Consider the following 23,223-nt stretch of genomic DNA (forward strand, 5'->3'; position numbering starts at 1 on the left):
CCTACACTCGCCCCATGAGCAGCCCCGCAGTCCCCGAATGGACCGGCGTAGCCCTCTCCGTCAGCCTCGTCGCCGTCGCCGTGCTCATCGCCTGGCGCCAGCGCCTCGGTCTGGCGCGCGAGGTCGTGATCGCGGCCGTGCGCGCGGGGATCCAGCTGTTCCTGGTCGGCGCGGTCCTGCTGTTCCTGTTCAACCACACCGGCCTGCTCGGCGGCTTCGGGTGGCTCGCGGTCATGGTGCTCATCGCCGGGCAGGTGGCCGGGCGCCGGGGCGGGGGGCTACGGCATTCCCGGTACGTCGCCACCGCCTCCGTGGCGATCGCCGCGGCGGTGACGATGGGCGTGCTGATGGCGTTCGGGGTGATCCAGACGACGCCGCGGGTCGTGGTGCCGGTCGGCGGGATGGTGGTCAGCGGGTCGATGGCGGCGACCGGGGTCACGCTGTCGCGGCTGGTCGCCGAGGCGCGCGGGCAGCGGGCGGCGATCGAGGCGCGGCTGTCGCTGGGGCTCAGTGCCGCCGCCGCCTTCGCGCCGCACCGCAGGGAGCTGCTGCGCACCGCGCTGATCCCCACGCTGGACTCCACGAAGGTCGTCGGGCTGATCAGCCTGCCGGGGGCGATGACCGGTCTGATCCTGGCCGGGGTGTCACCGGAGGTGGCCATCCGGTATCAGATCGTGGTGATGTACATGCTGCTGGCCGCCGCGGTGATGGGCGCGCTGGCCGCCGCGGAGCTCGGGCAGCGGATGTTGTTCACTCCCGCACAGCAATTGCGGTAGTCGCCAAGGGAGGCCGGAACCCCAGCTCAGGGCACCTGAAGGTGGTCGGAGCAGGCATCGACAACCCTCTTCGACCCTCAATTGCAGCCGTCCGTTAATCGCTCTCTCAGGCTGGTGTGCCTAAGCTCCACTCCCATGACTACGTCTAGCAGCACCGACAGCACCGACCGCGTGGAGGCCGTCGAGGCCGACGACGCGGAAACCGAACTCCTCGTCGACGCCGTGCCGTCCGACGAGATCGTGCCCGAGCTCGTCGAGGGCGCGGACGACCTCCCGGCCTACGACGACAAGCCCGGCTCCGGGGGCGTCATCGCCGCCGGCGCCGCCGCGGTCGCCGCCGCGGGCCTGGCGATCACCTCCCTGGGCGGCAACTGGCTGGGCGACGTCCTGTCGCAGCGGCAGTCCCTGATCGGCCAGATCAACACCGCGAACGCCGCCGCCGACGCCATCATCAAGCAGCGCTACACCGACGTGTGGCACAAGCAGGCGTTCGTCAGCATGGGCTTCGCGATCGCGGCCGTCGTGATCGCCGCCGCCACGCTGTTCCTCGGCGCGTTCGCCGCCAAGCAGCAGCCGCCGGTCTGGGTCCGCGTCCTGGTCTGGGGCGCCCTGGCGCTCGGCGTCATCGGCATCGGGATCTCGGCGGCGATGTACTTCGACGTCTTCACCGGGACCATCAGCGTCCCCGCCGGCGCCGCCAGCGGCGGGCAGTGAGCCGGAGGGACACCCCCTACCGGCGGGCCCACTCGTCCGCTGTGAGTTCGTAGCGAACCTCCCCGTGCTCGGAGCCCTCGATCGGCTCCAGCTCGGGGAAATACGTGTCCACGTGCCTCATCCCCAGCTTCTCCAGCACGTGGCGGGAACCACTGTTCACGAACATCGTGTCGGCCCAGACGAGCCGCACCCCGAGTTCGGTGAACGCCTTGCGCAGCAACGCCTGCGACCCCTCGGTGGCATAGCCCCTGCCCCACGCGGCGTGCCGCAGCCGATAGCCGAGCTCGACCTCGTCCAGCGGTCCCTCGGCCTTGGGCCGCAGGATGAACCAGCCGATGAAGGCGCCGCCGTCCTTCTCGTGCGCGGCGAACAAGCCGAGCTTGTACTCCCACTTCTCCAGGCCGGCCAGGATGTTCGGCAGGTGCCGCTCGCGGACGGCCTCAGGGGCGGTCGGCACGCCCCCGGTGAGGTACCGCATCACCGCGGGGTCGCTGTCCAGCTCGATCAGCAGGTCGGCGTCGTCCTCGGTGAAGGGGCGCAGGAGCAGGCGGTCGGTCTCGAGGTAGGTGTCCACGACAGCCGATCATCGCCGACCGGCGGTCACGCCACCCAACGGTTTTCCTCCGGTACCGGCGGCAGCACGGTCTCGCACCGGAACGCCGCGGCCAGCCGCCGCACCGCGTCGCGCAGCGTCTCCTCGGGAAGCGTGTACGGGATCCGCACCCGGTGCTCGAACGTCCCGGGATCCACGCCGAACTGCGGCCCGCCGACCAGCCGCACGCCGAAGGCCGCGGCCCGGTCCGCCAGCTCCGTGGACGACGGCTCGCCCATGTCCACCCACAGCGACAGCCCGCCGGGCGGCCGGCGCCACGTCCAGTCCGGCAGCTCCGCGGCCAGCGCCGCCTCCAGCGCGGCCCGCTGCCGCCGCAGCCGCTCCCGGCGCTCCTCGACGATGCCCCACCCGCGCCGCAGCAGCGCCGCGGCCAGGATCTGGTCCACCACCGAGCCCGCCATGTCCATCGCCACCCGCTGGCCGGCCAGCTCGGTGGCCATCCGCGGGGTGGTCCGGATCCAGCCGATCCGCAGGCCGCCCCAGTGGCTCTTGGACATCGAGCCGACGCAGATCACCTGCTCGGCGGCCGCGCGCGAGACCGAGGCCGGGAACGGCGGCGGGGCCGGGACGTCCAGGGCCATGTCCGCGACGGTCTCGTCGTTGACGATCCAGGTGCCGGCGGCCCGCGCCGCCTCCGCGGCCTGGGCCCGGCGCTCGGGCGACATCAGCGAGCCGGTCGGGTTCTGGAAGTCCGGGATCAGGTACGCCACCCGCGGCGCCGTCTGGCGCAGCTGCGCGGCCAGCACGTCGGACTCGATGCCGTCCTCGCCGACCGGCACCGGCACCGGCCGCAGCCGGGCCCGCCGCATGGCCTCCACGCTGTTCGGGTAGGTCGGGCTCTCCACCACGACCCGGTCCCCCGGCCCGCACAGCAGGCCCAGCGCCAGCACGTTGCCGTGCTGCGCCCCGGAGGTGATGACGATCTGGTCCGGCGTGGTCGGCAGCCCGCGCTGGACGTAGCGCTCGGCGATCAGCTCGCGCAGCTCCGGCCAGCCGGCGTGGTAGTAGCCGGTGTCCGCGGTCAGCGCCGCGATGGTCGGCGCGACCTCGGTCAGCACCTCGGCCATCAGCTCGCCCGGCATGCCGAAGGAGGCGCAGGACAGGTCGATGGCCACGTCCGCGGCGCCGGGCTGGCTGGGCAGCAGCCAGCCGCCGGAGACCTGGGGGCCGGCGCCGGGCGGCAGCGTGGTCCAGGTGCCCGAGCCGCGCCGGCTCTCCAGGAAGCCGTCCTCCCGCAGCAGGTCGTAGGCGGCGGTGACGGTGGTCCGGCTCATCCCCAGGGCGGCGGCCAGGTCGCGCTCGGCCGGGACCCGGGTGCGCAGCGCGATGCGGCCGTCCAGGATCAGGGCCCGGACGCTGTGCGCCAGCGCCCGGTAGGCCGGGCGGCGCTCGGACTCGGCGGCCGGGGTGCCGACCGCGCCCAGGTGCGAGACCTCGCGGATCAGCCGGGCCAGGCGGGTGCTGCCCACCGTGCGGTCGGTCGTCACCAGCTCCATCGGAGCAGCCATGCCACCCTCCTTCGATTGGCCCTACATCAGCGGGCCACTTGACCTCCATCCTGATGGAAGTGGCCCGCAAGGGCAATCCTCACAGGAGGCCAACATGACCAGCACGGCGTCCGCGGAACGTGCGTCCTCCACCGCCCCGGTGGCCGGCGACCAGGCCGAGCGCGCGATGCTCGGGCGGTACGAAGACCGGATCGCCGATCCGCTGCCCCTGGGGGCCGTGGCCCGCGCCGCACTGGCGTGGTTCTCGGCGCTGAGCTCTGCACTCTCGATTCCCCGGGACCGCCGTGCGCGCCGCATGGTCCAGCTCCAGCTGGGGCTGATCCTGTACGGCGTCAGCGACGGCATGATCCTGATGTCCGGACTCGGTGCGAACCCCTGGGACGTCTTCCACCAGGGCCTGGCCAGGCACATAGGCCTGCCGGTCGGCACGACGGTGATCCTGGTCGGCGCGGTGGTGATGCTGGCCTGGATCCCGATCCGGCAGAAGCCCGGCTTCGGCACCCTCAGCAACGTGGTCGTGGTCGGCCTGGCGATGGACGGCGCGATGGCCTGGCTGCCGACACCGCACGCCTGGTGGCTGCGCTGGGGCGAGATGCTGGCCGGGATCGTGCTGAACGGCGTGGCGACCGGCTCCTACATCGGGGCCGGCATGGGCCCCGGCCCGCGCGACGGCGTGATGACCGGCTACGCGGCCCGGGGCCACTCGATCCGCGTGGTCCGCACCTCGATGGAGCTCACGGTGCTGGCCGCCGGCTGGCTCCTGGGCGGCACGGTGGGCATCGGCACCGCGGCCTACGCGCTGCTGATCGGGCCGCTGGCGCACCGGTTCATCCCGCTGCTGGCGATCCGGCCGGAGAAGGACGCGGCAGAGCAGGACATGGGACAGCGGAACCCGGCAGAGCCGAACGCGGCGGGGCAGGCGGCGCGGGTCGAGAAGCCGCGCCGTGTGGCTTCCGGACAGCTCGTGTCAGAGAACTGCTGAGAAGCCAGAGCCAGACTCCGGAGCGCGTCTTCCTTGGTGGGGCCTTGGAGGACGCGCTCCGGTCATTCCGAAGCCCCGCTCAGAACCCCCGGGCCTTGCTCGGGCGGATCCGCGTCGCCACCGTGTACTTCTCCATGGCCTCGGCGACCGTCTTCCCGAAGTACTTCGCGGCGCGGTCCGTGTACTTCGCCACGAACTCCGGCACCTCGCCGATCGGCGGATGCCCGTCCAGGATCTCGACGTCGCCGGTGAAGACCGCGACCTCCAGGTCGTGCACGCCGCCGTCGAAGTGCAGCGCCACCGTCGGCCGCTCCGTCATCGAGCGGAGCCGGGCCGCGGTGTCGGAGTGGTAGATCAGGAAGCTGCCGTCGCCCCATTCGTCATCCTCATCCGGGGTCCACAGGAACCACACCGGGTTCGGTTGCGGAACGCCCGCGGCGTTGACGGTGACCAGCCAGATGATCTCCTCCTGGACCAGGCGGCGGCGGACGGTCCGGCCGTATTCGGTGGCCGGGTCCGGGAGGACGTGCGCACTAGCGGGATCAGTCATGCCCGCCACGATAGGCAGCCGTCCGCGACTATGCGATCAACTTCAGCACGGCATCGCAGAGGTCCCGCGGCAGGACGAAGGAGTCGGACTCCTTCATGTCCAGGACCACGCCGTCCACGCCGTCGTAGTCCGCCAGCCCGAACAGCGTCGCGGCGGTCATGTCGGCGGCGCCGGTCACCCCGGGGTCCCGCTTCTGGTGCGCGATGTACAGGTCCGGCGCGGTGAACGCCATGACGTAGTTGCCCGGCGGCTTCGGCAGCGCGACGACGCGGGGCCGGCCGGTGTCGTCGACCGGGACGACGTAGTGCTCGAAGCCGGCCAGCCGCGGGCCGAGGTCCTCGGCACTGGCGTTCAGGGAGCTCTCCACCTGTAGCGCGTCGATCCACCGGGCCAGAAAGTCCAGTACGGCGTCGTCGATGCCCACCGACCAGCCGTGCACGTCCGGCCCGGCGGGGTTCACCCGCACCTCCGACACGCCGCGGCCGAGCGCGCCGAACAGCTCCACCCCGCGCACCGGGCCGCCGGCCGCGGCGAAGGCGGCCCCGGCCTCGATCGCGGCCTGGACCCGGGCGGCGTCGGTGAACAGCCACAGGTCCCCGGGAGACGGCGCCCGGCCGAGAGCCGGCGTGGGGATCATGCTCTCGTAGACCTTGCGGTCCGGGAAGGTCTCGTTCAGCCACAGCATCGGCGCGTACCAGCCGTCGTGGGCGAGCAGCGCGCGCACCACGTCGCTCTCCGAGGCTTCCCCGCCTGCGTAGTCGGCCAGAACTCCGGTCACAGCAGCCATGAAGACCAGTCAATCAGGGTTCGCCGACACACGACAAGGGCGGGCCGGGATCGCTCCCGGCCCGCCCTGGCGCGCTTCTAGAGGGCCCTGAACCCCGGCGTCACGCCTTGGCCGGGCTCGCGTCCTTGCCCCCCTTGGGCTCGTACACCGCGTCCACCCCGGCCTCCTTGCGCTGCGCCGGCGTGATCGGCGTCGGCGCGCCGGTCAGCGGGTCGCCGCCGGTGGCGGTCTTCGGGAACGCCATCACGTCGCGGATGGTGTCCGCGCCGGTCAGCAGCGCGACCAGGCGGTCCAGGCCGAAGGCGATCCCGCCGTGCGGCGGCGGGCCGTAGTTGAAGGCCTCCAGCAGGAAGCCGAACTGCGACTGCGCCTCCTCGTGCGACAGCCCGATCGCGTCGAACGCGCGCTCCTGCACGTCCTTGCGGTGGATACGGATCGACCCGCCGCCGAGCTCGGTGCCGTTGAGCACGATGTCGTAGGCGTTCGACAGGGCCGAGCCGGGGTCCTTGTCGAAGGTGTCCAGGCTCTCCGCGGTGGGCGCGGTGAACGGGTGGTGCACCGCGTGCCAGCCGGTCTGCACGCCGGCCGCGTCCTCGATCGGCTCGAACATCGGGAAGTCCACGACCCACAGGAACTTCCAGGCGCTCTCGTCGATCAGCTCGCCACGCTTGCCGATCTCCAGCCGGGCCGCGCCCAGCAGCTCCTGGGAGGCGGTGCGCTTGCCGGCGGCGAAGAAGACCGCGTCGCCGGGCTTGGCGCCGACCTTGTCGGCCAGACCGGCCAGGTGCGCCTCGGACAGGTTCTTGGCCACCGGGCCGCGCAGCTCGCCGCTCTCGGCGTCGATGACCACGTAGGCCAGGCCCTTGGCGCCGCGCGCCTTGGCCCAGTCCTGCCAGGCGTCCAGCTCCTTGCGGGTCTGGGACGCGCCGCCGGGCATGACCACGGCGCCGACGTAGGGCGCCTGGAACACCCGGAACTCGGTGCCGGCGAAGTACTCGGTCAGCTCGGTGAGCTCCTGGCCGAAGCGCAGGTCCGGCTTGTCCGAGCCGAAGCGGTCCATCGCCTCGCGGTACTTCATGCGCGGCAGCGGCAGCGGGACCTCGACGCCGAGCGTCTCCTTCCACACCGCGGCCACCACGGCCTCGCCGACCTTCAGGATGTCCTCCTGGTCGACGAACGAGGCCTCGATGTCCAGCTGGGTGAACTCCGGCTGCCGGTCGGCACGGAAGTCCTCGTCCCGGTAGCAGCGCGCGATCTGGTAGTAGCGCTCCAGGCCGGCGACCATCAGAAGCTGCTTGAACAGCTGCGGGGACTGCGGCAGCGCGTACCAGGCGCCCGGCTGCAGGCGCACCGGCACCAGGAAGTCGCGCGCGCCCTCGGGGGTGGAGCGGGTCAGGGTCGGGGTCTCGACGTCGAGGAAGCCGTGGTCCTCCATGACGTCCCGGATGACCTTGGTGGCCTTGGAGCGCATGCGCAGCGCCCGGGCCATCGGCTCGCGCCGGATGTCGAGGTAGCGGTACTTCAGCCGCATCTCCTCGTTGATGTTCGAGCTCTTGTGCTCGTCGATCGGGAACGGCAGCGGCGCGGCCGGCGAGAGCACCTCGACGGTGTCCACCACGACCTCGATCGCGCCGGTCGGCAGGTCCGGGTTCTCGTTGCCCTCGGGGCGCACGCGCACCTCGCCGGTGGCCACGACGCAGTACTCGTTGCGCAGGTCGTGCACGGACTCGCTCTCGCGGACCACGACCTGCACGAACCCGGACGCGTCCCGCAGATCCAGGAAGGTCACGCCCCCGTGATCGCGCCGGCGGGCGACCCACCCGGCCAGCGTGACGGTGGTACCGGCGTCGGACGCGCGCAGCGTACCCGCCTCATGGGTGCGGATCACTTCAACTTCTCCTGAATCGTCGTGACGATGTCGGCGAGGGAGGCGGACTCCTGCTCCCCGGTCGCCAGTTCCTTGATCTGAATGACGTTCTCCGCGATGTCCCGCTCGCCGAGGATCAGCGCGTACTTCGCGCCGGACCGGTCCGCGGCCTTCATCGCGGCCTTCATGCCCTTGCTGCCGTAGCCGAAGTCGGCGGCGACACCGGCCCGGCGCAGCGTGGTGACCAGCTCGAAGAGCCGCTCGCGGGCCTGCTCGCCGAGCGGCACCGCGAAGACCCCGAGCTGCTCGCCGCCCGGGACCGGCCGGTCCTCGGCCTGCATCGCGAGGATGGTCCGGTCCACCCCGAGCGCCCAGCCGACGCTGGGCAGGCTCGGGCCGCCGAGCTCCTCGGACAGGCCGTCGTAGCGGCCGCCGGCGCCGATCGCGGTCGGCGAGCCGGTGATGCCGCTGTGCACGAACTCGAAGGTGGTGCGGGTGTAGTAGTCCAGTCCGCGCACCAGCTTGGGGTCGTCCACGAAGGCCACGCCGGCCGCGGTGAGCAGGCGCCGGACCTCGTCGTGGTAGGCCTTGCACTCCTCGCAGAGGTTGTCGCTGATCAGCGGGGCGTCGGTGAGCTGCTTCTGCACCGCCTCGCGCTTGTCGTCCAGCACCCGCAGCGGATTGATCTCCGCACGCTTGCGGGTCTCCTCGTCGAGGTCCAGGCCGCGCAGGAACTCCTGGAGCTTCTCGCGGTAGGCCGGACGGCACTTCTGGTCGCCGAGCGAGTTCACCAGCAGCGAGTACTCGGTCAGGCCCAGGCCCTTGTAGATGTCGTCGCCGATGATCAGCAGCTCGGCGTCCAGCGCCGGGTCCTCAGCGCCCAGGGCCTCCGCGCCGACCTGGGAGAAGTGGCGGTAGCGGCCGCGCTGCTGCTTCTCATAGCGGTAGAAGGAGCCGGAGTACCACAGCTTCACCGGCAGGCTGCCGCGGATCAGGTTGGCCTGGAGGGCGGCGCGCAACACCGAGGCCGTGCCCTCCGGCCGCAGCGTGATCTCGTCGCCGCCGCGGGTGGTGAAGGAGTACATCTCCTTGGTGACGATGTCCGTGCTCTCGCCGACGCCGCGCTTGAACATCGCGGTCGACTCGAAGGCCGGGGTCTCGACATAGCCGTAGCCGGCCCCGCGCAGCGGCGCCGCCATCGCCTCGCGCACCGCGAGGTAGGCCGCCGAGTCGGGCGGGAGGATGTCGAAGGTGCCCGGCGCGTTCTTGAAGGTGCTCATGATGGTCGTGGGTGTCCCTACATGCCGCGGGGTTTGATCTGCTGCGGCGCGGCTTCCGTCAGGAACGGGTTCGTGGCGCGCTCACGGCCGATCGTGGTCTGGGGGCCGTGGCCGGACAGGACGACGGTCTCGTCCGCCAGCGGCAGGCAGACGCGGGCCAGTGACGCCAGCAACTCTTCGCGGTCGCCGCCGGGGAGGTCCCAGCGGCCGACCGCTCCGGCGAACAGGAGGTCCCCGGTGAAGAGCACCTGCGGGATGTCCTGCTGCTCGGGAGTCCGGAACGTCACTGAGCCCTTGGTATGGCCCGGGGCGTGGTCGACGGTGATCTCCAGACCGGCCACGCTCAGCAGGACGCCGTCGGTGAGCTCCTTGACGTCCGAGGGCTCCACGAACTTCGACTGCCCGAAGACCGGGGTGCCCGGGGCGATGCCCAGCCACTTCTGCGGGTCGGTCAGCTGCTCCCGGTCGCCGGGGTGGATGTAGGCCGGGACGCCGTAGTCGCCGCACACCGGGACGACGCTCATCGTGTGGTCGACGTGGCCGTGCGTCAGCAGGACCGCGACCGGCTGCAGCTTGTGCTCGCGGACGACTTCCTCGACCCCCGGGACGGCGTCCTCGCCGGGATCGATGATCACGCACTGCTCACCGGCGCCGGGCGCCACGAGATAGCAGTTCGCACCCAGGCTTCCGGCTGGGAATCCGGCGACTAGCACGCGCGCCCCACACTATGTTCGGTGATTGCGGTCAGGAGATTTCCCTACGCAGGCTACCGGGGGCGCCGGTCCCTTTGCGAACTCATTGGAAGCTCACAGGTGTTTTCTAGGGAAGGCACCGTACACTGTCCCGCTGATAGCTCGATCACAGAGTGGATCTGATATGTCCTCGGCCCTCGCGGGCCGACCCACGATCGCGGAGGCGAAACGGTGACCAGCAAGGACCGTCAGCGAGAGCTCGAGCGCGCCCGGTATGAGCGCGTCCAGGCCCGCTTGGCCCAGCAGCAGGCGGCCGCCAAGAAGCGCAACATGATCACGGCGGTCGTGGCCGCGGTGGCGGTGGTCGGGATAGGGGTCGGCGTCGCGGTGGCGACCAGCGGCGGCAAGAGCGGGACGGCCAGCGCCGCGAGCTCGGCGCCGACCAGCGCGTCCTCGCCCTCGGACACCTCCTCGCCGTCCTCGCCGGCGCCGACCAGCTCCAGCCCGGAGCAGATCGGCTACCAGAAGACCGGCAGCGCCTCGAAGGACGTCGGCGTGCCGACCTACAACGCCGCCGACGCCGCCAAGCCGTACACCGCGACGATCCACTTCAGCTCCGGCGACCTCAGCTTCGACGCGCTGACCACGAAGGCGCCGTACACCACGTACTCGTTCAAGTACCTGGCGGGCAAGGGCTACTTCGACAACACCAAGTGCCACCGGCTGGTGACCTCGGGCATCTACGTGCTGCAGTGCGGCGACCCCAGCGGCACCGGCAGCGGCGGCCCCGGCTACCAGTTCCAGGACGAGAACCTGACCGGCGCCTCCTACCCGGCCGGGACCATCGCGATGGCCAACGCCGGACCCGGGACCAACGGCAGCCAGTTCTTCATCTGCTACAAGGACTCGCCGCTCCCGGCGAACTACACCCCGTGGGGCAAGATCACCTCGGGTCTGGACGTGGTCACCAAGATCGCGGCCGGCGGCGAGGACGACGCCAACGGCGCCGGCGACGGCCACCCGAAGCTGGACGCCACCATCAAGAGCGTGACCATCAAGTAACCCGGCCGACCCGCGCCAGGGCCCGCCACCGTTGACGGCGGGCCCGGAACGGCGGTTCGATTCCGGAACGTGACGCGGGCCGTCCCCTCATCGGGACGGTCCGCGCTATTGTTTCCCACTGGACGACCGGGACCCGGATCCGTGCAGGTGTATGTGGCGGACCGGTCCGCAGACACCCCGGTCCAGCAGAACTTGGAGGCTCATCGTGGGCGAGGCAACCGAGGCTTGGGGCCGGGTCGCCGAGGACGGCACCGTCTACGTCCGGACCGCCGACGGCGAGCGGCAGGTCGGCTCGTGGGCGGCGGGGTCCCCGGACGAGGCGCTGGCGTACTACCAGCGCAAGTTCGACGGCCTCAAGGTCGAGGTTGACCTGATCGCCAACCGCCTGAAGCAGACCGGCCCCTCCGCGCCGTCCCCGAAGGACGCCCTGGACAAGATCGGCAAGCTTCGCGAGTCCATCTCCGGCGCGAACGCCGTGGGCGACCTGGACGGCCTGCTGGCCCGCCTGGACGGCCTGGTGGAGCTGGCCGAGCAGCGCAAGGCCGAGCACCGCGCGGTCCGCGAGCAGCAGCAGGCCCAGGCCCGCGGCGCCAAGCAGGCCCTGGCCGAGGAGGCCGAGCGCCTGGCGGTGTCCACGGAGTGGCGGGTGGCCGGGGACCGCATGAAGGTCCTCCTGGACGAGTGGAAGGCCGCCCCGCGCCTGGACCGCAAGACCGACGACGAGCTGTGGCACCGGCTGTCCCAGGCCCGCTCGGCCTTCGCCAAGCGCCGCAAGCAGCACTTCGCCGAGCTGGACGCCCAGCGCGTGGAGATCCGCGCCCACAAGGAGCAGCTGATCGCCGAGGCCGAGGCCCTGCAGGACAGCACCGACTGGAACCCCACCGCCGGCCGCTTCCGCGACCTGATGAGCGAGTGGAAGACCGCCGGCCGCGCCCAGCGCGACGTCGAGGACGAGCTCTGGAAGCGCTTCAAGGCCGCCCAGGACACCTTCTTCGCGGCCCGCAACGCGATCCTGGACGAGCGCAACGGCGCCGAGCGCGAGAACCTGGCCGCCAAGGAAGTCCTGGTGGTCGAGGCCGAGGCGCTGCTCCCGATCACCGACCACCGAGCCGCCCGGGTGGCCCTGCGCTCGCTCAACGAGCGCTGGGAGGCCATCGGCCCGGTCCCGCGCGACTCCCGCCAGCGCATCGAGGGCCGGCTGCACACCGTGGACCGCGCCATCGCCGACGCCGAGGCCGCGGAACTGTCCCGCAAGGACCCCGAGAAGCGCGCCCGCGCCGAGGCCACGGTGGAGCAGCTGCGCACCGCGCTGGAGAAGCTGCGGGTGCAGGCCGACAAGGCCCGCGCCGCCGGGCAGGAGAAGAAGGCCGCGGACGCGGAGGCTTCGATCGCCGCGCGGCAGGAGTGGCTGGCCGAGGCGGAGAAGGCGCTGGCGGAGTTCACGCGCTGAGGTTCGAGCACGCGCGAGGTTCGAGGGTTCGCGAGGTTCGAGGGTTCGTGGTCCGGGCGTCTTCCTTCGGGAGGGCGCCCGGACTGGTTTTGGGGCCTGGGTGCGGTTGCGAAACCTCTATACGCTTTAGGGGTTGTTCCCTAAGGGACCGCGAGGCTGGTCGAGCGGACTAGGTCCATGCCGACAGCCCGAAACCGATCGCCCCGGCCAACGCGAAGGCGGCCGCGGTGAGCATCAGCACACTGATCACAGTCCCGGCGGCCGCCGTCCCGGGAGCGATGCGCGCCGGCCAGATCCGGCTCGGCCGCCGGGGGTCGTAGCGCAGCCGGATCCGCCCGTCCTGTGCCTCGGGGAAGGTGGCACGGCTGCCGGCACGACGCGTCTCACCGCGCAAGGTCGTGTACTCGTAGACCCGGTGCAGGACATAGCTCTCGTCGGAGGGATGAGGCGGAACCGTGTAACCCTCGCTGGTCACGAACCCCTCCACCACCACGGTACGACGCCAGGCGGCCGGGTCCCCGACGTAATCGACACACAGCGCCATCAACATCCACGGCAGCCCCACCACCAGCACCCCGAACCCACCGGCCACCACCCACATCGCAGCCCGGTCCCACTGCGCGGCGACCAGCAGCCCGAGCAGCGCGACAAGGTGCGCGGCAGCCACCGCGATCAACCCCTTGCGCGCCGGGGACAACGTCATCCGCGCCGGCACTCGACTCCGCACCCGGACACCTTAGCGATCACGGCGTCCCGGTTGTAGACCGAATCGTGCGCTTGCCCAAAACGTTGCGATCGCCCGAAACGCCTGTGCGAATTCAGTCGGCGTCGAAGACCTCTGAGGCGGCTGTCGCGATCGCCGCCCGATCGAGCCAGGCATCAAGCTGGTCCAAGTCGGTGCAGCCTTCGACCCGGGCACGCTGCTCCTCGGTCAGCGCGATGCCTCGCTTGGCCAAGACGCGCAGCACACTCTCGGCAAATCCCTCCGCGCGCCCCTCAGCGCGAAGCTGCCGCGAGAACGACGAGCGGTAGAAGGAAGTGTCCATCGCCATCATCTGCCTCCAGATCGTGTCGGCCGGGGTGTCCTCCAACCCGACAAGGGTGAGTTCGGCCAGGTCGTAGGCCTTGTCTTCGTCTGAGACACCGTGTCGGGCTTCGGCAGTTCCAGCCCCAACGCCCGGAAAGTCTTGCCCAGCATCTCCGAATCATGGTGAAAGATCCGGTGCAGGGCTTCATGCGAAGAACCGACCATGTCCGCGACGATATTCAGTCCCGTCGCGGCGAATCCGGCTTTCCCCCGCGCTTCACCCTAAAGAGTGCGAACACCCTCACGCGTGCTTGGCGCTCGTCACCCGATAGACGTCGAAGACCCCTTCAACGCCCTTCACCGCCTTCAGCACCGCGCCCAGGTGCGCCGGGTCCGCCATCTCGAACGTGAACCGCGAGATCGCCACCCGGTCGCGGCTGGTCGTCACCGAGGCCGACAGGATGTTGACGTGCTGGTCCGACAGGACACGCGTGACGTCCGAGAGGAGCCGGGACCTGTCGAGCGCCTCTACTTGGATCGCGACGAGAAACATGGACGCCCCTCCGGGCGACCATGACACCTCCACCATCCGTTCGGGCTGGGCGGCCAGCGATTCGATGTTGGTGCAGTCCGCGCGGTGGACGCTGACGCCGGAGGCGCGGGTGATGAAGCCGACGATGTCGTCGCCGGGGACCGGGGTGCAGCAGCGGGCCAGCTTCACCCAGATGTCGTCCGCGCCCTTCACCAGGACGCCGGGGTCGCCGGCGGGGCGGGCCTGGCCGCGGCGGGACAGCTTCTCGATGTTGCCCGGGACGGTCGCCTCGGCCAGGTCCTCGGTCGCGCCCTCCTCGCCGCCGAGCAGGTGCAGGAGGCGGTGGACCACGTGCTGCGCCGAGACGTGTCCCTCGCCGATGGCGGCGTACAGGGCGCTGATGTCGGCGTGGCGCAGGTCGTGGGCGACGGTGGCCAGGGACTCGGAGGTCATCAGGCGCTGTAGCGGCAGCCCCTGCTTGCGCATGGCCTTGGCCAGCTGGTCCTTGCCCTGCTCGACCGCTTCCTCGCGGCGCTCCTTGGTGTACCACTGGCGGATCTTGTTGCGGGCGCGCGGGGACGCCACGAAGCCCAGCCAGTCCCGGGACGGTCCGGAGTTCGGCGCCTTGGAGGTGAAGATCTCCACCACGTCGCCGTTGTCCAGCTTGCTGTCCAGCGGGACCAGGCGGCCGTTGACGCGGGCGCCGATGGTGTGGTGGCCGACCTCGGTGTGGACCGCGTAGGCGAAGTCGACCGGGGTGGAGCCCGAGGGCAGCGCCATCACCATGCCCTTGGGCGTGAAGACGTAGACCTCGGCGGTGGACAGATCGAAGCGCAGCGCGTCCAGGAACTCGTTGGGGTCCGCGGTCTCCTTCTGCCAGTCCAGCAGCTGCCGCAGCCATGCCATGTCGCCGCCGGGGTTCGCGGTCCCGGCGCCGTTGGTGGGCTTGCGGACGCCCTCGACCGCGTCCTCCTTGTACTTCCAGTGCGCCGCGACGCCGTACTCGGCGCGGCGGTGCATCGCGAAGGTGCGGATCTGCAGCTCCACGGCCTTGCCGCCGGGGCCGATCACCGTGGTGTGCAAGGACTGGTACATGTTGAACTTCGGCATCGCGATGTAGTCCTTGAACCGGCCCGGGACCGGGTTCCACCGCGCGTGGATGGCGCCGAGCGCCGCGTAGCAGTCGCGGACCGAGTCCACCAGGACCCGGATGCCGACCAGGTCGTAGATGTCCGCGAAGTCGCGGCCGCGCACGATCATCTTCTGGTAGACCGAGTAGTAGTGCTTCGGCCGGCCGGTGACGGTGGCGCGGATCTTGGCCTCGCGCAGGTCGCCGTGCACGGCGTCGATCACCTGCGAGAGGTACTCCTCGCGCTTGGGCGCGCGCTCGGAGACCAGGCGCACGATCTCGTCGTACATCTTGGGGTAGAGGATGGCGAACGCCAGGTCCTCCAGCTCCCACTTGATCGTGTTCATGCCCAGCCGGTGCGCCAGCGGGGCGTAGATCTCCAGCGTCTCGCGGGACTTGCTCTCCTGCTTCTCCCGCTTCATGTAGCGCATGGTGCGCATGTTGTGCAGCCGGTCGGCGAGCTTGATCACCAGCACCCGGATGTCCCGGGCCATGGCCACGACCATCTTGCGCACGGTCTCGGCCTGCGTGGCCTCGCCGAGCTTGACCTTGTCCAGCTTGGTGACGCCGTCCACCAGCAGCGCGACGGTGTCGCCGAAGTCGCCGCGCAGCATGTCGAGCGAGTAGTCGGTGTCCTCGACGGTGTCGTGCAGCAGCCCGGCGCACAGCGTGGGCACGTCCATGCCGAGCTCGGCCAGGATCGTGGTGACCGCCAGCGGGTGCGTGATGTACGGGTCGCCGCTCTTGCGCCGCTGGCCGCGGTGGTGACGCTCGGCGACGGCGTAGGCCTGCTCGACGGGCTTGAGGTCGGCCTTGGGGTGGTTGGCCCGGATGATCTTGAACAGCGGCTCCAGCACCGGCGGCGGTCCGCCGCTGCGGGTGCTGCCCAGGCGCGCCAGCCGCGCGCGGACCCGGCTGGAGCTGGGGCGCGACGGGCCGGACTTGACGGCCGCGTTGAGCGGGACCGGAGGCGCGGCGGGAAGCGCGGGAGTGGGGCGCGGCGGGACGGAGGGCGCGGAAGGTGACGGAGACGCCGAGCTCGGGCCGCCGGAAGCCGATGATCCGGGGGCGGGAGAAGACGTGGGAGCAGAGGCGGAGGCAGCTGCGGTCGGCGCCGACGCGGCAGAACCCGAAGCAGCGGCGTGAGCCGGAGGCGTCACCGCGGCCGGCGCGGCCTGCGCGGAGGCAGCCTTGGCGCGCGGCGCGGGAGTGGCTGGTGCGGAAGCCGTCGGCGCAGAGGCGGTCGGCGAAGGGCTGGAGGGAGCGGGCGGTACAGCCGGCGCAGAGACGGAAGGCGCAGAGGCGGAAGGCGCGGAGCCGGCAGGCACGGAACCACCGCCCGCAGCCGCACCAGAACCCTCCGGCGCAGCAGGTGCGGGCACACTCCGCACGGAATCCGCCGACCCACCGCCCTCAGCCGGAGCCGTAGCGGCCCGCGGGGCCTGAGCCTGCCCGGACCCCTGCGTCTTCCCAGCGGGCGTCTCAGCGCTGCTCTGGGCGCCCTGAGCGCTCTTCGCGCCGGAAACGGAGCCCTTGCCGCGCCCCGTCTTCCCCGACTTCGCAGCAGCGTCGTTCCCCGAGGCGCCCGTCCCGTTCGCCGCGGCGTCGCCGCCGCTGTTCGCACCGGTCCCGGTCGTCGTCCCGACCTGCTCCTTCGTCGCCAAGCGCGGCCCCTCTCGCGTAGTGGGTGCGCCCAGTGTAACGATCGCCCGGCCGAACTTGTTTCCCGGTCCGCGGAACAACCAGGTCAGACCACCAGAAGCGGGTGGATGTCGCCCTCCGGCAGGGCCGTGGCGAGTCGCTTGCGTCCGTGCAGGAAGCCCAGCTCCATCAGCACCGACAGTCCCACCGGCACCGCGCCGGCGTCGCGGACCAGGTTGGCCGCCGCGACCGCGGTGCCGCCGGTGGCCAGGATGTCGTCGACGATCATCACGCGCTCGCCGGGTTCGAAGGCGTCCCGGTGCACCTCTATGGTCGCGGTGGCGTATTCGAGCTCGTAGTCCTCGCGGTACGTCGCGCGCGGGAGCTTGCCGGCCTTGCGGACCGGGACGAAGCCGACGCCGGCGGCCAGTGCCACCGGCGCCGCCAGGATGAAGCCCCGGGCCTCCAGGCCCGCGACGCGGGTGGCCCCGGCCGCCCGGACCTGCTCGGCCATCGCCCCGACCACCAGGCCGAACGCCGCCGAGTCGCCGAGCAGCGGGGTGATGTCCTTGAAGACGACGCCCGGCTTCGGATAGTCGGGGACGTCGAGAATGCGAGTGGCGAGGACCTGGGACAGGTCCCCGCCACCGGGGTTTTCGGGGAAGCTCACTGGAGGGAGCTTACCCTGCGCGATCGCGCCCGATCGCCATCCCGGGCCGCCGCGCGGGCGGCCCGATCAGGCCCGATCAGGCCCGATCAGGCCCGATCAGGCCCGGTCCGCGCTAGCGCCGCTTGCCGCTGGGCCGGTTCCGGCCCCGGTCGCCGCGCACCGGCTGGTTGCGCGGACCGCGGGGCACGTCCCGCACCTCGCCGGCGGCCGCCGCCTCCAGGTCCTCCGCGTCGCCCGGGTACTCGCCGGCCAGCCGGTCCTGCGTCGGCACGGCGTTGCGCTCGGCCCGGGCCGCGGCCTTGGCCTGCGCGCCGGTCGCCTTGCGCTTGAGGGTGCGCATCTCCGGCTCGCGCTCCTTCAGGTCGGCCAGCAGCGGCGTCGCGATGAAGATCGAGGAGTAGGTGCCCACCGCGATGCCGACCAGCAGGGCCAGAGCCAGGTCCTGGAGCACGCCCGCGCCGCCGCTGACCACGGTGCCGGCGAACAGCAGCGCCGCCACCGGGATCAGCGCGATCAGCGAGGTGTTCAGCGAGCGGATCAGGGTCTGGTTGACCGCCAGGTTCGCCGACTGCGTGTAGGTCTGGTCGGTCTTGGTGCTGCCCAGGCCCTTCGTGTTCTCCCGGACCTTGTCGAACACCACGACGGTGTCGTACAGGGAGTAGCCCAGGATCGTCAGGAAGCCGATGACCGTGGCCGGGGAGACCTCGAAGCCGATCAGGGCGTAGATGCCCGCGGTGATCACCAGGTCGTGGATCAGCGCGATGATGCCCGACAGCGCCATCTTCCACTCGTAGAAGATCGCCAAGTACAGCATCACCAGTGCCACGAAGATGACCAGACCGGTGATCGCCTTCTGAGTGATCTCATGGCCCCAGGAGCCGGAGACCAGGGTGACCGTGACCGCGTTCGGGTTGTCCTTCTGCCCGGCGTCGGCGGCGATCGCCTCGCGCACCTTGGACAGCTGGTCGGAGCTCAGCGGCGTGGTCTTGACGATCACGTGCCGGCCGCTGGTGTCGCTCGAGGTCTGGACCTGCGGGTCCTTCACGATCGCCGAGACGCTGTCGGTGATGGTCTTGGTGCTGGCCGTGGGCGACTTGATGTCGAACTGCGACCCGCCCCGGAAGTCCAGGGTGAAGTTCAGGCCGAACACCACCAGGGACACGATCGAGACGAGCAGAAGCGCGCCGGAGATGGTGTACCAGCGCTTCTGCTTCCCGATGAAGTCGTAGGAGACCTCGCCGCGGTACAGGCGGTTGCCCCAGCTGTTGGAGGCGGACATCAGGCTTCCATCCCTTCCGCGGAGCCCCGGCGGGCGGCGGCACGGCGGTCGACGATCGTCTGGCGGATGCCCGGCGACTTCTTGACGCCCAGGCGGTTGGGGTCCAGCCCGGACCACGGGTGGCCGTCGTTGAAGAACTTACGGCGGGCCAGCAGCGTGACGACCGGCTTGGTGAACATGAACACCACGACGATGTCCAGCAGCGTGGTCAGACCGAGGGTGAAGGCGAAGCCCTTCACCGTGCCGATCGAGACCTCGTACAGGACGAAGGCGGCCAGGAATGACACGAAGTCCGAGGAGATGATGGTGCGCCGGGCCCGGACCCAGCCGTGGTCCACGGCCGTGCGCAGGGTGCGGCCCTCACGGACCTCGTCGCGTAGTCGTTCGAAGAAGATGACGAACGAGTCCGCGGTGATGCCGATCGCGACCACCAGACCCGCGACGCCGGCCAGCGAGAGCCGGAAGCCCATCGCCGGGCCCAGCAGGCTGGCCAGCGCGTAGGTGAGGATGCCGGAGATCACCAGCGAGGACACGGCGACGATCGACAGGCCGCGGTAGTAGGCGATCAGGTACAGGACCACCAGCACCAGGCCGATCCCGCCGGCGATCAGGCCGGCGGCCAGCTGGTTGCCGGCCAGCGAGGCCGAGATCTGCGAGACGTTGCCCTGGTCGAAGGTGATCGGCAGCGCGCCGTACTTCAGCACGTCGGCCAGGTTCTCGGCGGTCTTCTGGGTGAAGTTGCCGGTGATCTGGGCGTTGCCGTCGGTGATCGGCTGCTGCACGGTGGCCGCGCTGTAGACGACGCCGTCCAGGTCGACGGCGAACTGGCCGCCGTCGGCGTTCAGCGCGGTGGTGACGCGGCCGAAGTCCGCGGTGCCCTTCTTGTCGAAGGACAGGTCGACCTGCCAGGCGCCGGTCAGGAACTGGTTCTGGCCGCCGGCCGTCACCGGGTTGGCCGAGGCGCCGGTCAGGTTCTTGCCGTCGACGTCGGCCGGCTCGAGCAGGTAGGGGACCTTCGAGGTGAAGTCACAGCCGACCGCGTACTGGTTGGCGGCGAACATGTTGCCCAGGTTCGACGGCGGCTTGGTGCAGTCGATGGTCTCGTACAGGTACAGCGTCGACTGGTCCGGCGTGGTCTGCTTGACGGTGCCGTCCGGCGCGGTGGTCGACACCGCGGGTGCCGAGGAGCTCGGCGCGGACGGGGCCGGCGAGGACGGGGTCCCCGGGTTCGAGGGCGTGGACGGCGTCGACGCGGTGCTCTTGGAGCTCGCGGTCGCGGTCGCGCTGCCGCTCGGCGCGGTCGGGGTGTTGCCGCCGCTGCCGGTGGCGTCCTTCAGGCCGGAGTCGGCCACCCGGTGCTGGGTGGACGTCGAGGTGCCCGAGGGCGTGGCCGGGGTGCTCGGCTTCGACGACGAGGAGCTGCTCTTCGTCGACGGCGTGGTCGCCGAGGAGGACGGCTTGGAGCTGGCCGACCCGGACGGCGCGCTGGAGGAGCCCGACGGGCTCGGCGTGGAGGCCTGCGGCGTGTTCGGCGTGACGCTCTGGCGCTGCGGGATGCCGTACTGCGTGACGTCGGGGACGACCGTCCGGAAGTACAGCTTCGCGGTCTGGCCGAGCTCGGCCAGCAGCTCCGAGGAGTTCTTGCCGGGCAGGTCGACCTCGATCGCGTTGTTGCCCTGCTTGGTCACCTCGGCTTCGGACACACCCTGGCCGTTGACGCGGTTGCGCATGATCTGCAGCGCGGTGTCCATGTCGCTGGCCGCCGGGGCCTTGTTGCCGTGCGCGGTCATCACCATGGTGGTGCCGCCGGCCAGATCGATACCGAGCTGGGGCGTGCGGTGCCCGGTGCCGATCATGGTGCCGACCAGCGCCATGATGACGGCGGCCAGCGCCGTCAGGGGGGTCCATGGGCTCGTCTTGCGGTTCCGGGACCGCGGAGCCTTCGATCCGGCCAAGGGATTCGTCCGTCTCTTCGTGTGTCGTGTCGTGTCCGGCGCCGGCGCGTCGGTCACACCCCACGCCGCCCCGCCGCACCGGACCGGGGTTCACAGTCCGTGGCGGCGGTGCGACCTTACAGGTTTTCGCTGTCGAAACCTCTTGTGTCGGTGAGCCTGGTCGCGACCGGGGTCACGACTTCGCCGGCTCGGCGTCCTTGACCTCCTCGGAGGCGTCCGCGGACGCGGTCTGCCCGGCCGAGGCGTCCTCGGCCTTCACGGCGGGCTCGGCGTCGGCCGGAGCGCTGTCCTGGGCCGGCACCGCGTCCTGGACGCCGTGCGGCGCGTCGCCGATGCCGCCGGGGGTCGGCGCGTCCGCGCCGTCCTCGGTACCGGCCTCGGCCTCGGTCTCGGCCTCGTCGTCCATGATGATGCCGACGATCGCGGGCTTGCCGAACTTGATGCGCGTCCCCGGGGTGGTCTCCACGATGGCCCAGTCGTCACCGACCTCGACGATCGTGCCCATGATCTGGGCGGTGGTCCGGACCTGGGCGCCGGGCTGGAGGTGCTGCAGCATGTCGGACTGCTGCGCCCGCGCCCGCTTCTGCGGACGGATCATCATGAAGTAGAACATGGCCCCGATCAGGACGATCCAGATCAGGAAGACGGGAGATCCCATAGGTGTCGCTGGTCCTTGGTGAAGACCGCCGGCGCCGGGCCGGTAGGTCGTTGATGGGCGGTGGGGGGCACCGCCCGACTCGCGGGAGTTTATGCGAGCGGATACGCCCCGAACAACGGTCCGGGGCCTACGGCCGGTTCCCGTGACCCAACGTAGTCGAAATCATCCGGAACTTGTGAACCCCAAGAGCCGCACGAGCCTCCAGATGCCTGGTGGGATCGGTGGTCCCGATGTTAGGCCGCCATTTCGCGTGAGATGTCCGATATCAAACAGGTATTGACGGCGTTCAGCCTTTCACGGTGCGCTGAGCCCGAAATGTGCCCACGCCGCGGCGGTCGCGATCCGACCCCGCGGGGTGCGGGCCAGCAGGCCCTCACGGACCAGGAACGGCTCGGCCACCTCCTCGACCGTCTCGGACTCCTCCCCCACCGCCACGGCCAGCGTGGACAGCCCCACCGGGCCGCCGCCGAACAGCTTGAGCAGGGCGTGCAGCACCGCGCGGTCCAGCCGGTCCAGGCCGCGCTCGTCCACCTCGTAGACGTCCAGGGCGGCCCTGGCGATCCCCAGGTCCACCGCGCCGTCGGCCTTCACCTCGGCGTAGTCGCGGACCCGGCGCAGCAGCCGGTTGGCGATGCGCGGGGTGCCGCGCGAGCGTCCCGCCAGCTCTTTCGCGCCATCGGCGTCGATCCGCACGTTCAGCAGCCGCGCCGAGCGGTTGACCACGTACTCCAGATCGGCGGCGGCGTAGAACTCCAGGTGCGCGGTGAAGCCGAAGCGGTCGCGCAGCGGCGCCGGCAGCAGCCCGGAGCGCGTGGTGGCGCCGACCAGGGTGAACGGCGGCAGCTCCAGCGGGATCGCGGTGGCTCCGGGGCCCTTGCCGACGATCACGTCGACCCGGAAGTCCTCCATCGCCATGTAGAGCATCTCCTCGGCGGGCCGGGACATGCGGTGGATCTCGTCGACGAACAGCACCTCGCCGTCGGACAGCGAGGACAGGATCGCCGCCAGGTCCCCGGCGTGCTGGATGGCCGGCCCGGAGGTGATGCGGATCGGCACCTGCAGCTCGTTGGCGATGATCATGGACAGCGTGGTCTTGCCCAGCCCGGGCGGCCCGGACAGCAGGATGTGGTCCGGGGCGCCCTGGCGCATCCGGGCCGCGTCCAGCACCAGCGAGAGCTGGTCGCGCACCTTGGGCTGGCCGACGAACTCGGCCAGCCGCTTGGGCCGCAGCGCCGCCTCGGCCGCCTGCTCCTCGGCGTCGCCGGTGACGGCGGTGCCGGAGACGAGGCGTTCGGTTTCGTGGTCCACGGCGGCGGTTCTCCTGAAGTGTTCTTGGGACGGCTCGGGATCCATCGTGTCAGGGGGCTACTTCGGGCTACTTCTTCATCGTCCGCAGTGCCGCCTTCAGCAGCGGCCCCAGCTGCACCGTCTGCCCTGCCGCCTCCTGCTCGGCGGCCAGCGGACTCACCGCCGTGACCGCGTCGTCGGCCTCGCGCGCCGACCAGCCCAGCCCGGTCAGCGCCTCCAGCAGCTGCACCCGCCAGGAGCCCAGTCCCGCGCGGCTCCAGCCGTTCTGCGCCTGCCCCGGCACCGCGCCGGTGGGCGGACCCAGCCGCTCCTTGAGCTCCAGCAGCAGCCGCTGCGCGCCCTTCTTGCCGATGCCCGGCACCTGGGTCAGCGCCGCCTCGTCGCCGGTCATGAAGATCGTCCGCAGCGTGTCGGGCGCGTGGACCGAGAGCATCGCCTGCGCCACCTTCGGGCCGATGCCGCTGGCGGTCTGCAAGAGTTCGAAGACGCCGCGCTCGTCGTCGGTGGCGAAGCCGTACAGGGTCAGCGAGTCCTCGCGGACCACCATCGCGGTGAACAGCTTCGCCTTCTCACCGACGGTCAGCGCGGCCAGCGTGCCGGGACCGCAGTGCACGAGCATCCCCACGCCGCCGACCTCGACCACCGCGCTGGTCGGGGTCACCGCGGCCACCGGGCCGGACACGAAGGCGATCACGCGCCACTCCTCACTGTGCTGTGCTCGTTCTTCAAGGTCACCGCTGCCT

At 71.0% G+C, this 23,223-nt stretch carries 22 protein-coding genes; 6 read left to right on the forward strand and 16 right to left on the reverse strand.

What is annotated here, in order from left to right:
• The first annotated feature begins 14 nt into the window (after positions 1 to 14).
• Positions 15 to 776: an iron export ABC transporter permease subunit FetB gene (gene fetB / locus ABH926_RS11730; RefSeq protein WP_370365471.1), complete on the forward strand. Its 762-nt coding sequence runs from the start codon at positions 15 to 17 to the stop codon at positions 774 to 776.
• A 135-nt stretch (positions 777 to 911) separates the two neighbouring features.
• Positions 912 to 1,490 carry a hypothetical protein gene (locus ABH926_RS11735; protein WP_370365472.1) on the forward strand — a complete coding sequence of 193 codons (579 nt, stop codon included), beginning with the start codon at positions 912 to 914 and terminating at the stop codon, positions 1,488 to 1,490.
• A 16-nt stretch (positions 1,491 to 1,506) separates the two neighbouring features.
• Here ABH926_RS11735 and ABH926_RS11740 read toward each other — a convergent pair whose 3' ends face one another.
• Both ABH926_RS11740 and ABH926_RS11745 read right to left on the reverse strand, forming a co-directional pair.
• Positions 1,507 to 2,064, reverse strand: a complete 558-nt coding sequence (locus ABH926_RS11740) for a GNAT family N-acetyltransferase (RefSeq protein ID WP_370365473.1) — start codon at positions 2,062 to 2,064, stop codon at positions 1,507 to 1,509.
• Positions 2,065 to 2,090: 26 nt separating this feature from the next.
• The gene (locus ABH926_RS11745; protein WP_370365474.1) at positions 2,091 to 3,611 is read right to left on the reverse strand and encodes a PLP-dependent aminotransferase family protein; all 1,521 of its coding nucleotides are present in this window, start codon (positions 3,609 to 3,611) and stop codon (positions 2,091 to 2,093) included.
• Between the two features lie 94 nt (positions 3,612 to 3,705).
• Here ABH926_RS11745 and ABH926_RS11750 point away from each other — a divergent pair, with 94 nt between their 5' ends.
• The gene (locus ABH926_RS11750) at positions 3,706 to 4,593 is read left to right on the forward strand and encodes a YitT family protein (protein WP_370365475.1); all 888 of its coding nucleotides are present in this window, start codon (positions 3,706 to 3,708) and stop codon (positions 4,591 to 4,593) included.
• Positions 4,594 to 4,672: 79 nt separating this feature from the next.
• On the opposite strand, the gene ABH926_RS11755 is transcribed toward ABH926_RS11750, so the two are convergent.
• The 5 genes from ABH926_RS11755 to ABH926_RS11775 form a co-directional block, all read right to left on the reverse strand.
• On the reverse strand, positions 4,673 to 5,143 hold the full coding sequence (locus tag ABH926_RS11755) for a pyridoxamine 5'-phosphate oxidase family protein (RefSeq protein WP_370365476.1): 471 nt from the start codon (positions 5,141 to 5,143) through the stop codon (positions 4,673 to 4,675).
• Between the two features lie 28 nt (positions 5,144 to 5,171).
• Positions 5,172 to 5,930 carry a hypothetical protein gene (locus ABH926_RS11760; protein WP_370365477.1) on the reverse strand — a complete coding sequence of 253 codons (759 nt, stop codon included), beginning with the start codon at positions 5,928 to 5,930 and terminating at the stop codon, positions 5,172 to 5,174.
• Between the two features lie 100 nt (positions 5,931 to 6,030).
• On the reverse strand, positions 6,031 to 7,818 hold the full coding sequence (gene aspS, locus ABH926_RS11765; RefSeq protein ID WP_370365478.1) for an aspartate--tRNA ligase: 1,788 nt from the start codon (positions 7,816 to 7,818) through the stop codon (positions 6,031 to 6,033).
• Positions 7,815 to 9,077, reverse strand: a complete 1,263-nt coding sequence (gene hisS / locus ABH926_RS11770) for a histidine--tRNA ligase (RefSeq protein WP_370365479.1) — start codon at positions 9,075 to 9,077, stop codon at positions 7,815 to 7,817. The genes aspS and hisS overlap by 4 nt, the downstream gene beginning before the upstream one ends.
• 17 nt (positions 9,078 to 9,094) lie before the next feature.
• On the reverse strand, positions 9,095 to 9,790 hold the full coding sequence (locus tag ABH926_RS11775; protein ID WP_370365480.1) for an MBL fold metallo-hydrolase: 696 nt from the start codon (positions 9,788 to 9,790) through the stop codon (positions 9,095 to 9,097).
• A 210-nt stretch (positions 9,791 to 10,000) separates the two neighbouring features.
• On the opposite strand from ABH926_RS11775, the gene ABH926_RS11780 reads away from it, so the two are divergent.
• Complete coding sequence (locus ABH926_RS11780) at positions 10,001 to 10,831, forward strand: peptidylprolyl isomerase (RefSeq protein WP_370365481.1); 831 nt, start codon at positions 10,001 to 10,003, stop codon at positions 10,829 to 10,831.
• A 205-nt stretch (positions 10,832 to 11,036) separates the two neighbouring features.
• Positions 11,037 to 12,281 (forward strand): DUF349 domain-containing protein, encoded by a 1,245-nt coding sequence (locus ABH926_RS11785; protein WP_370365483.1) that lies wholly within the window; start codon positions 11,037 to 11,039, stop codon positions 12,279 to 12,281.
• A 169-nt stretch (positions 12,282 to 12,450) separates the two neighbouring features.
• Here the strand turns inward: ABH926_RS11785 and ABH926_RS11790 are convergent, their stop codons facing one another.
• The 3 genes from ABH926_RS11790 to ABH926_RS11800 all read right to left on the reverse strand — a co-directional run bounded on the left by ABH926_RS11790 (position 12,451) and on the right by ABH926_RS11800 (position 15,826).
• The gene (locus ABH926_RS11790) at positions 12,451 to 13,008 is read right to left on the reverse strand and encodes a DUF3592 domain-containing protein (RefSeq protein ID WP_370365484.1); all 558 of its coding nucleotides are present in this window, start codon (positions 13,006 to 13,008) and stop codon (positions 12,451 to 12,453) included.
• 91 nt (positions 13,009 to 13,099) lie between these two features.
• The gene (locus ABH926_RS11795) at positions 13,100 to 13,372 is read right to left on the reverse strand and encodes a hypothetical protein (RefSeq protein WP_370365485.1); all 273 of its coding nucleotides are present in this window, start codon (positions 13,370 to 13,372) and stop codon (positions 13,100 to 13,102) included.
• Positions 13,373 to 13,609: 237 nt separating this feature from the next.
• Positions 13,610 to 15,826, reverse strand: coding sequence for a bifunctional (p)ppGpp synthetase/guanosine-3',5'-bis(diphosphate) 3'-pyrophosphohydrolase (locus tag ABH926_RS11800; RefSeq protein ID WP_370365486.1), 2,217 nt, complete (start codon positions 15,824 to 15,826; stop codon positions 13,610 to 13,612).
• Here ABH926_RS11800 and ABH926_RS11805 point away from each other — a divergent pair.
• On the forward strand, positions 15,801 to 16,115 hold the full coding sequence (locus ABH926_RS11805) for a hypothetical protein (protein ID WP_370365487.1): 315 nt from the start codon (positions 15,801 to 15,803) through the stop codon (positions 16,113 to 16,115). The two genes, ABH926_RS11800 and ABH926_RS11805, sit on opposite strands and share 26 nt — an antisense overlap.
• A gap of 601 nt (positions 16,116 to 16,716) precedes the next feature.
• On the opposite strand, the gene ABH926_RS11810 is transcribed toward ABH926_RS11805, so the two are convergent.
• The 6 genes from ABH926_RS11810 to ruvA form a co-directional block, all read right to left on the reverse strand.
• Positions 16,717 to 17,280 (reverse strand): adenine phosphoribosyltransferase, encoded by a 564-nt coding sequence (locus ABH926_RS11810; protein ID WP_370365488.1) that lies wholly within the window; start codon positions 17,278 to 17,280, stop codon positions 16,717 to 16,719.
• Between the two features lie 112 nt (positions 17,281 to 17,392).
• Complete coding sequence (gene secF, locus ABH926_RS11815) at positions 17,393 to 18,559, reverse strand: protein translocase subunit SecF (RefSeq protein WP_370365489.1); 1,167 nt, start codon at positions 18,557 to 18,559, stop codon at positions 17,393 to 17,395.
• Positions 18,559 to 20,514, reverse strand: coding sequence for a protein translocase subunit SecD (secD, locus tag ABH926_RS11820; RefSeq protein WP_370365490.1), 1,956 nt, complete (start codon positions 20,512 to 20,514; stop codon positions 18,559 to 18,561). Before secD ends, secF begins: the two co-directional genes overlap by 1 nt.
• Positions 20,515 to 20,686: 172 nt before the next feature.
• Positions 20,687 to 21,172: a preprotein translocase subunit YajC gene (gene yajC / locus ABH926_RS11825; protein ID WP_370365491.1), complete on the reverse strand. Its 486-nt coding sequence runs from the start codon at positions 21,170 to 21,172 to the stop codon at positions 20,687 to 20,689.
• A 294-nt stretch (positions 21,173 to 21,466) separates the two neighbouring features.
• Complete coding sequence (gene ruvB, locus ABH926_RS11830) at positions 21,467 to 22,525, reverse strand: Holliday junction branch migration DNA helicase RuvB (protein WP_370365492.1); 1,059 nt, start codon at positions 22,523 to 22,525, stop codon at positions 21,467 to 21,469.
• Between the two features lie 22 nt (positions 22,526 to 22,547).
• Positions 22,548 to 23,174: a Holliday junction branch migration protein RuvA gene (gene ruvA, locus ABH926_RS11835; protein WP_370365493.1), complete on the reverse strand. Its 627-nt coding sequence runs from the start codon at positions 23,172 to 23,174 to the stop codon at positions 22,548 to 22,550.
• Positions 23,175 to 23,223: the final 49 nt, after the last annotated feature.

It is taken from the genome of Catenulispora sp. GP43 (assembly GCF_041260665.1).
Lineage (GTDB): Bacteria > Actinomycetota > Actinomycetes > Streptomycetales > Catenulisporaceae > Catenulispora.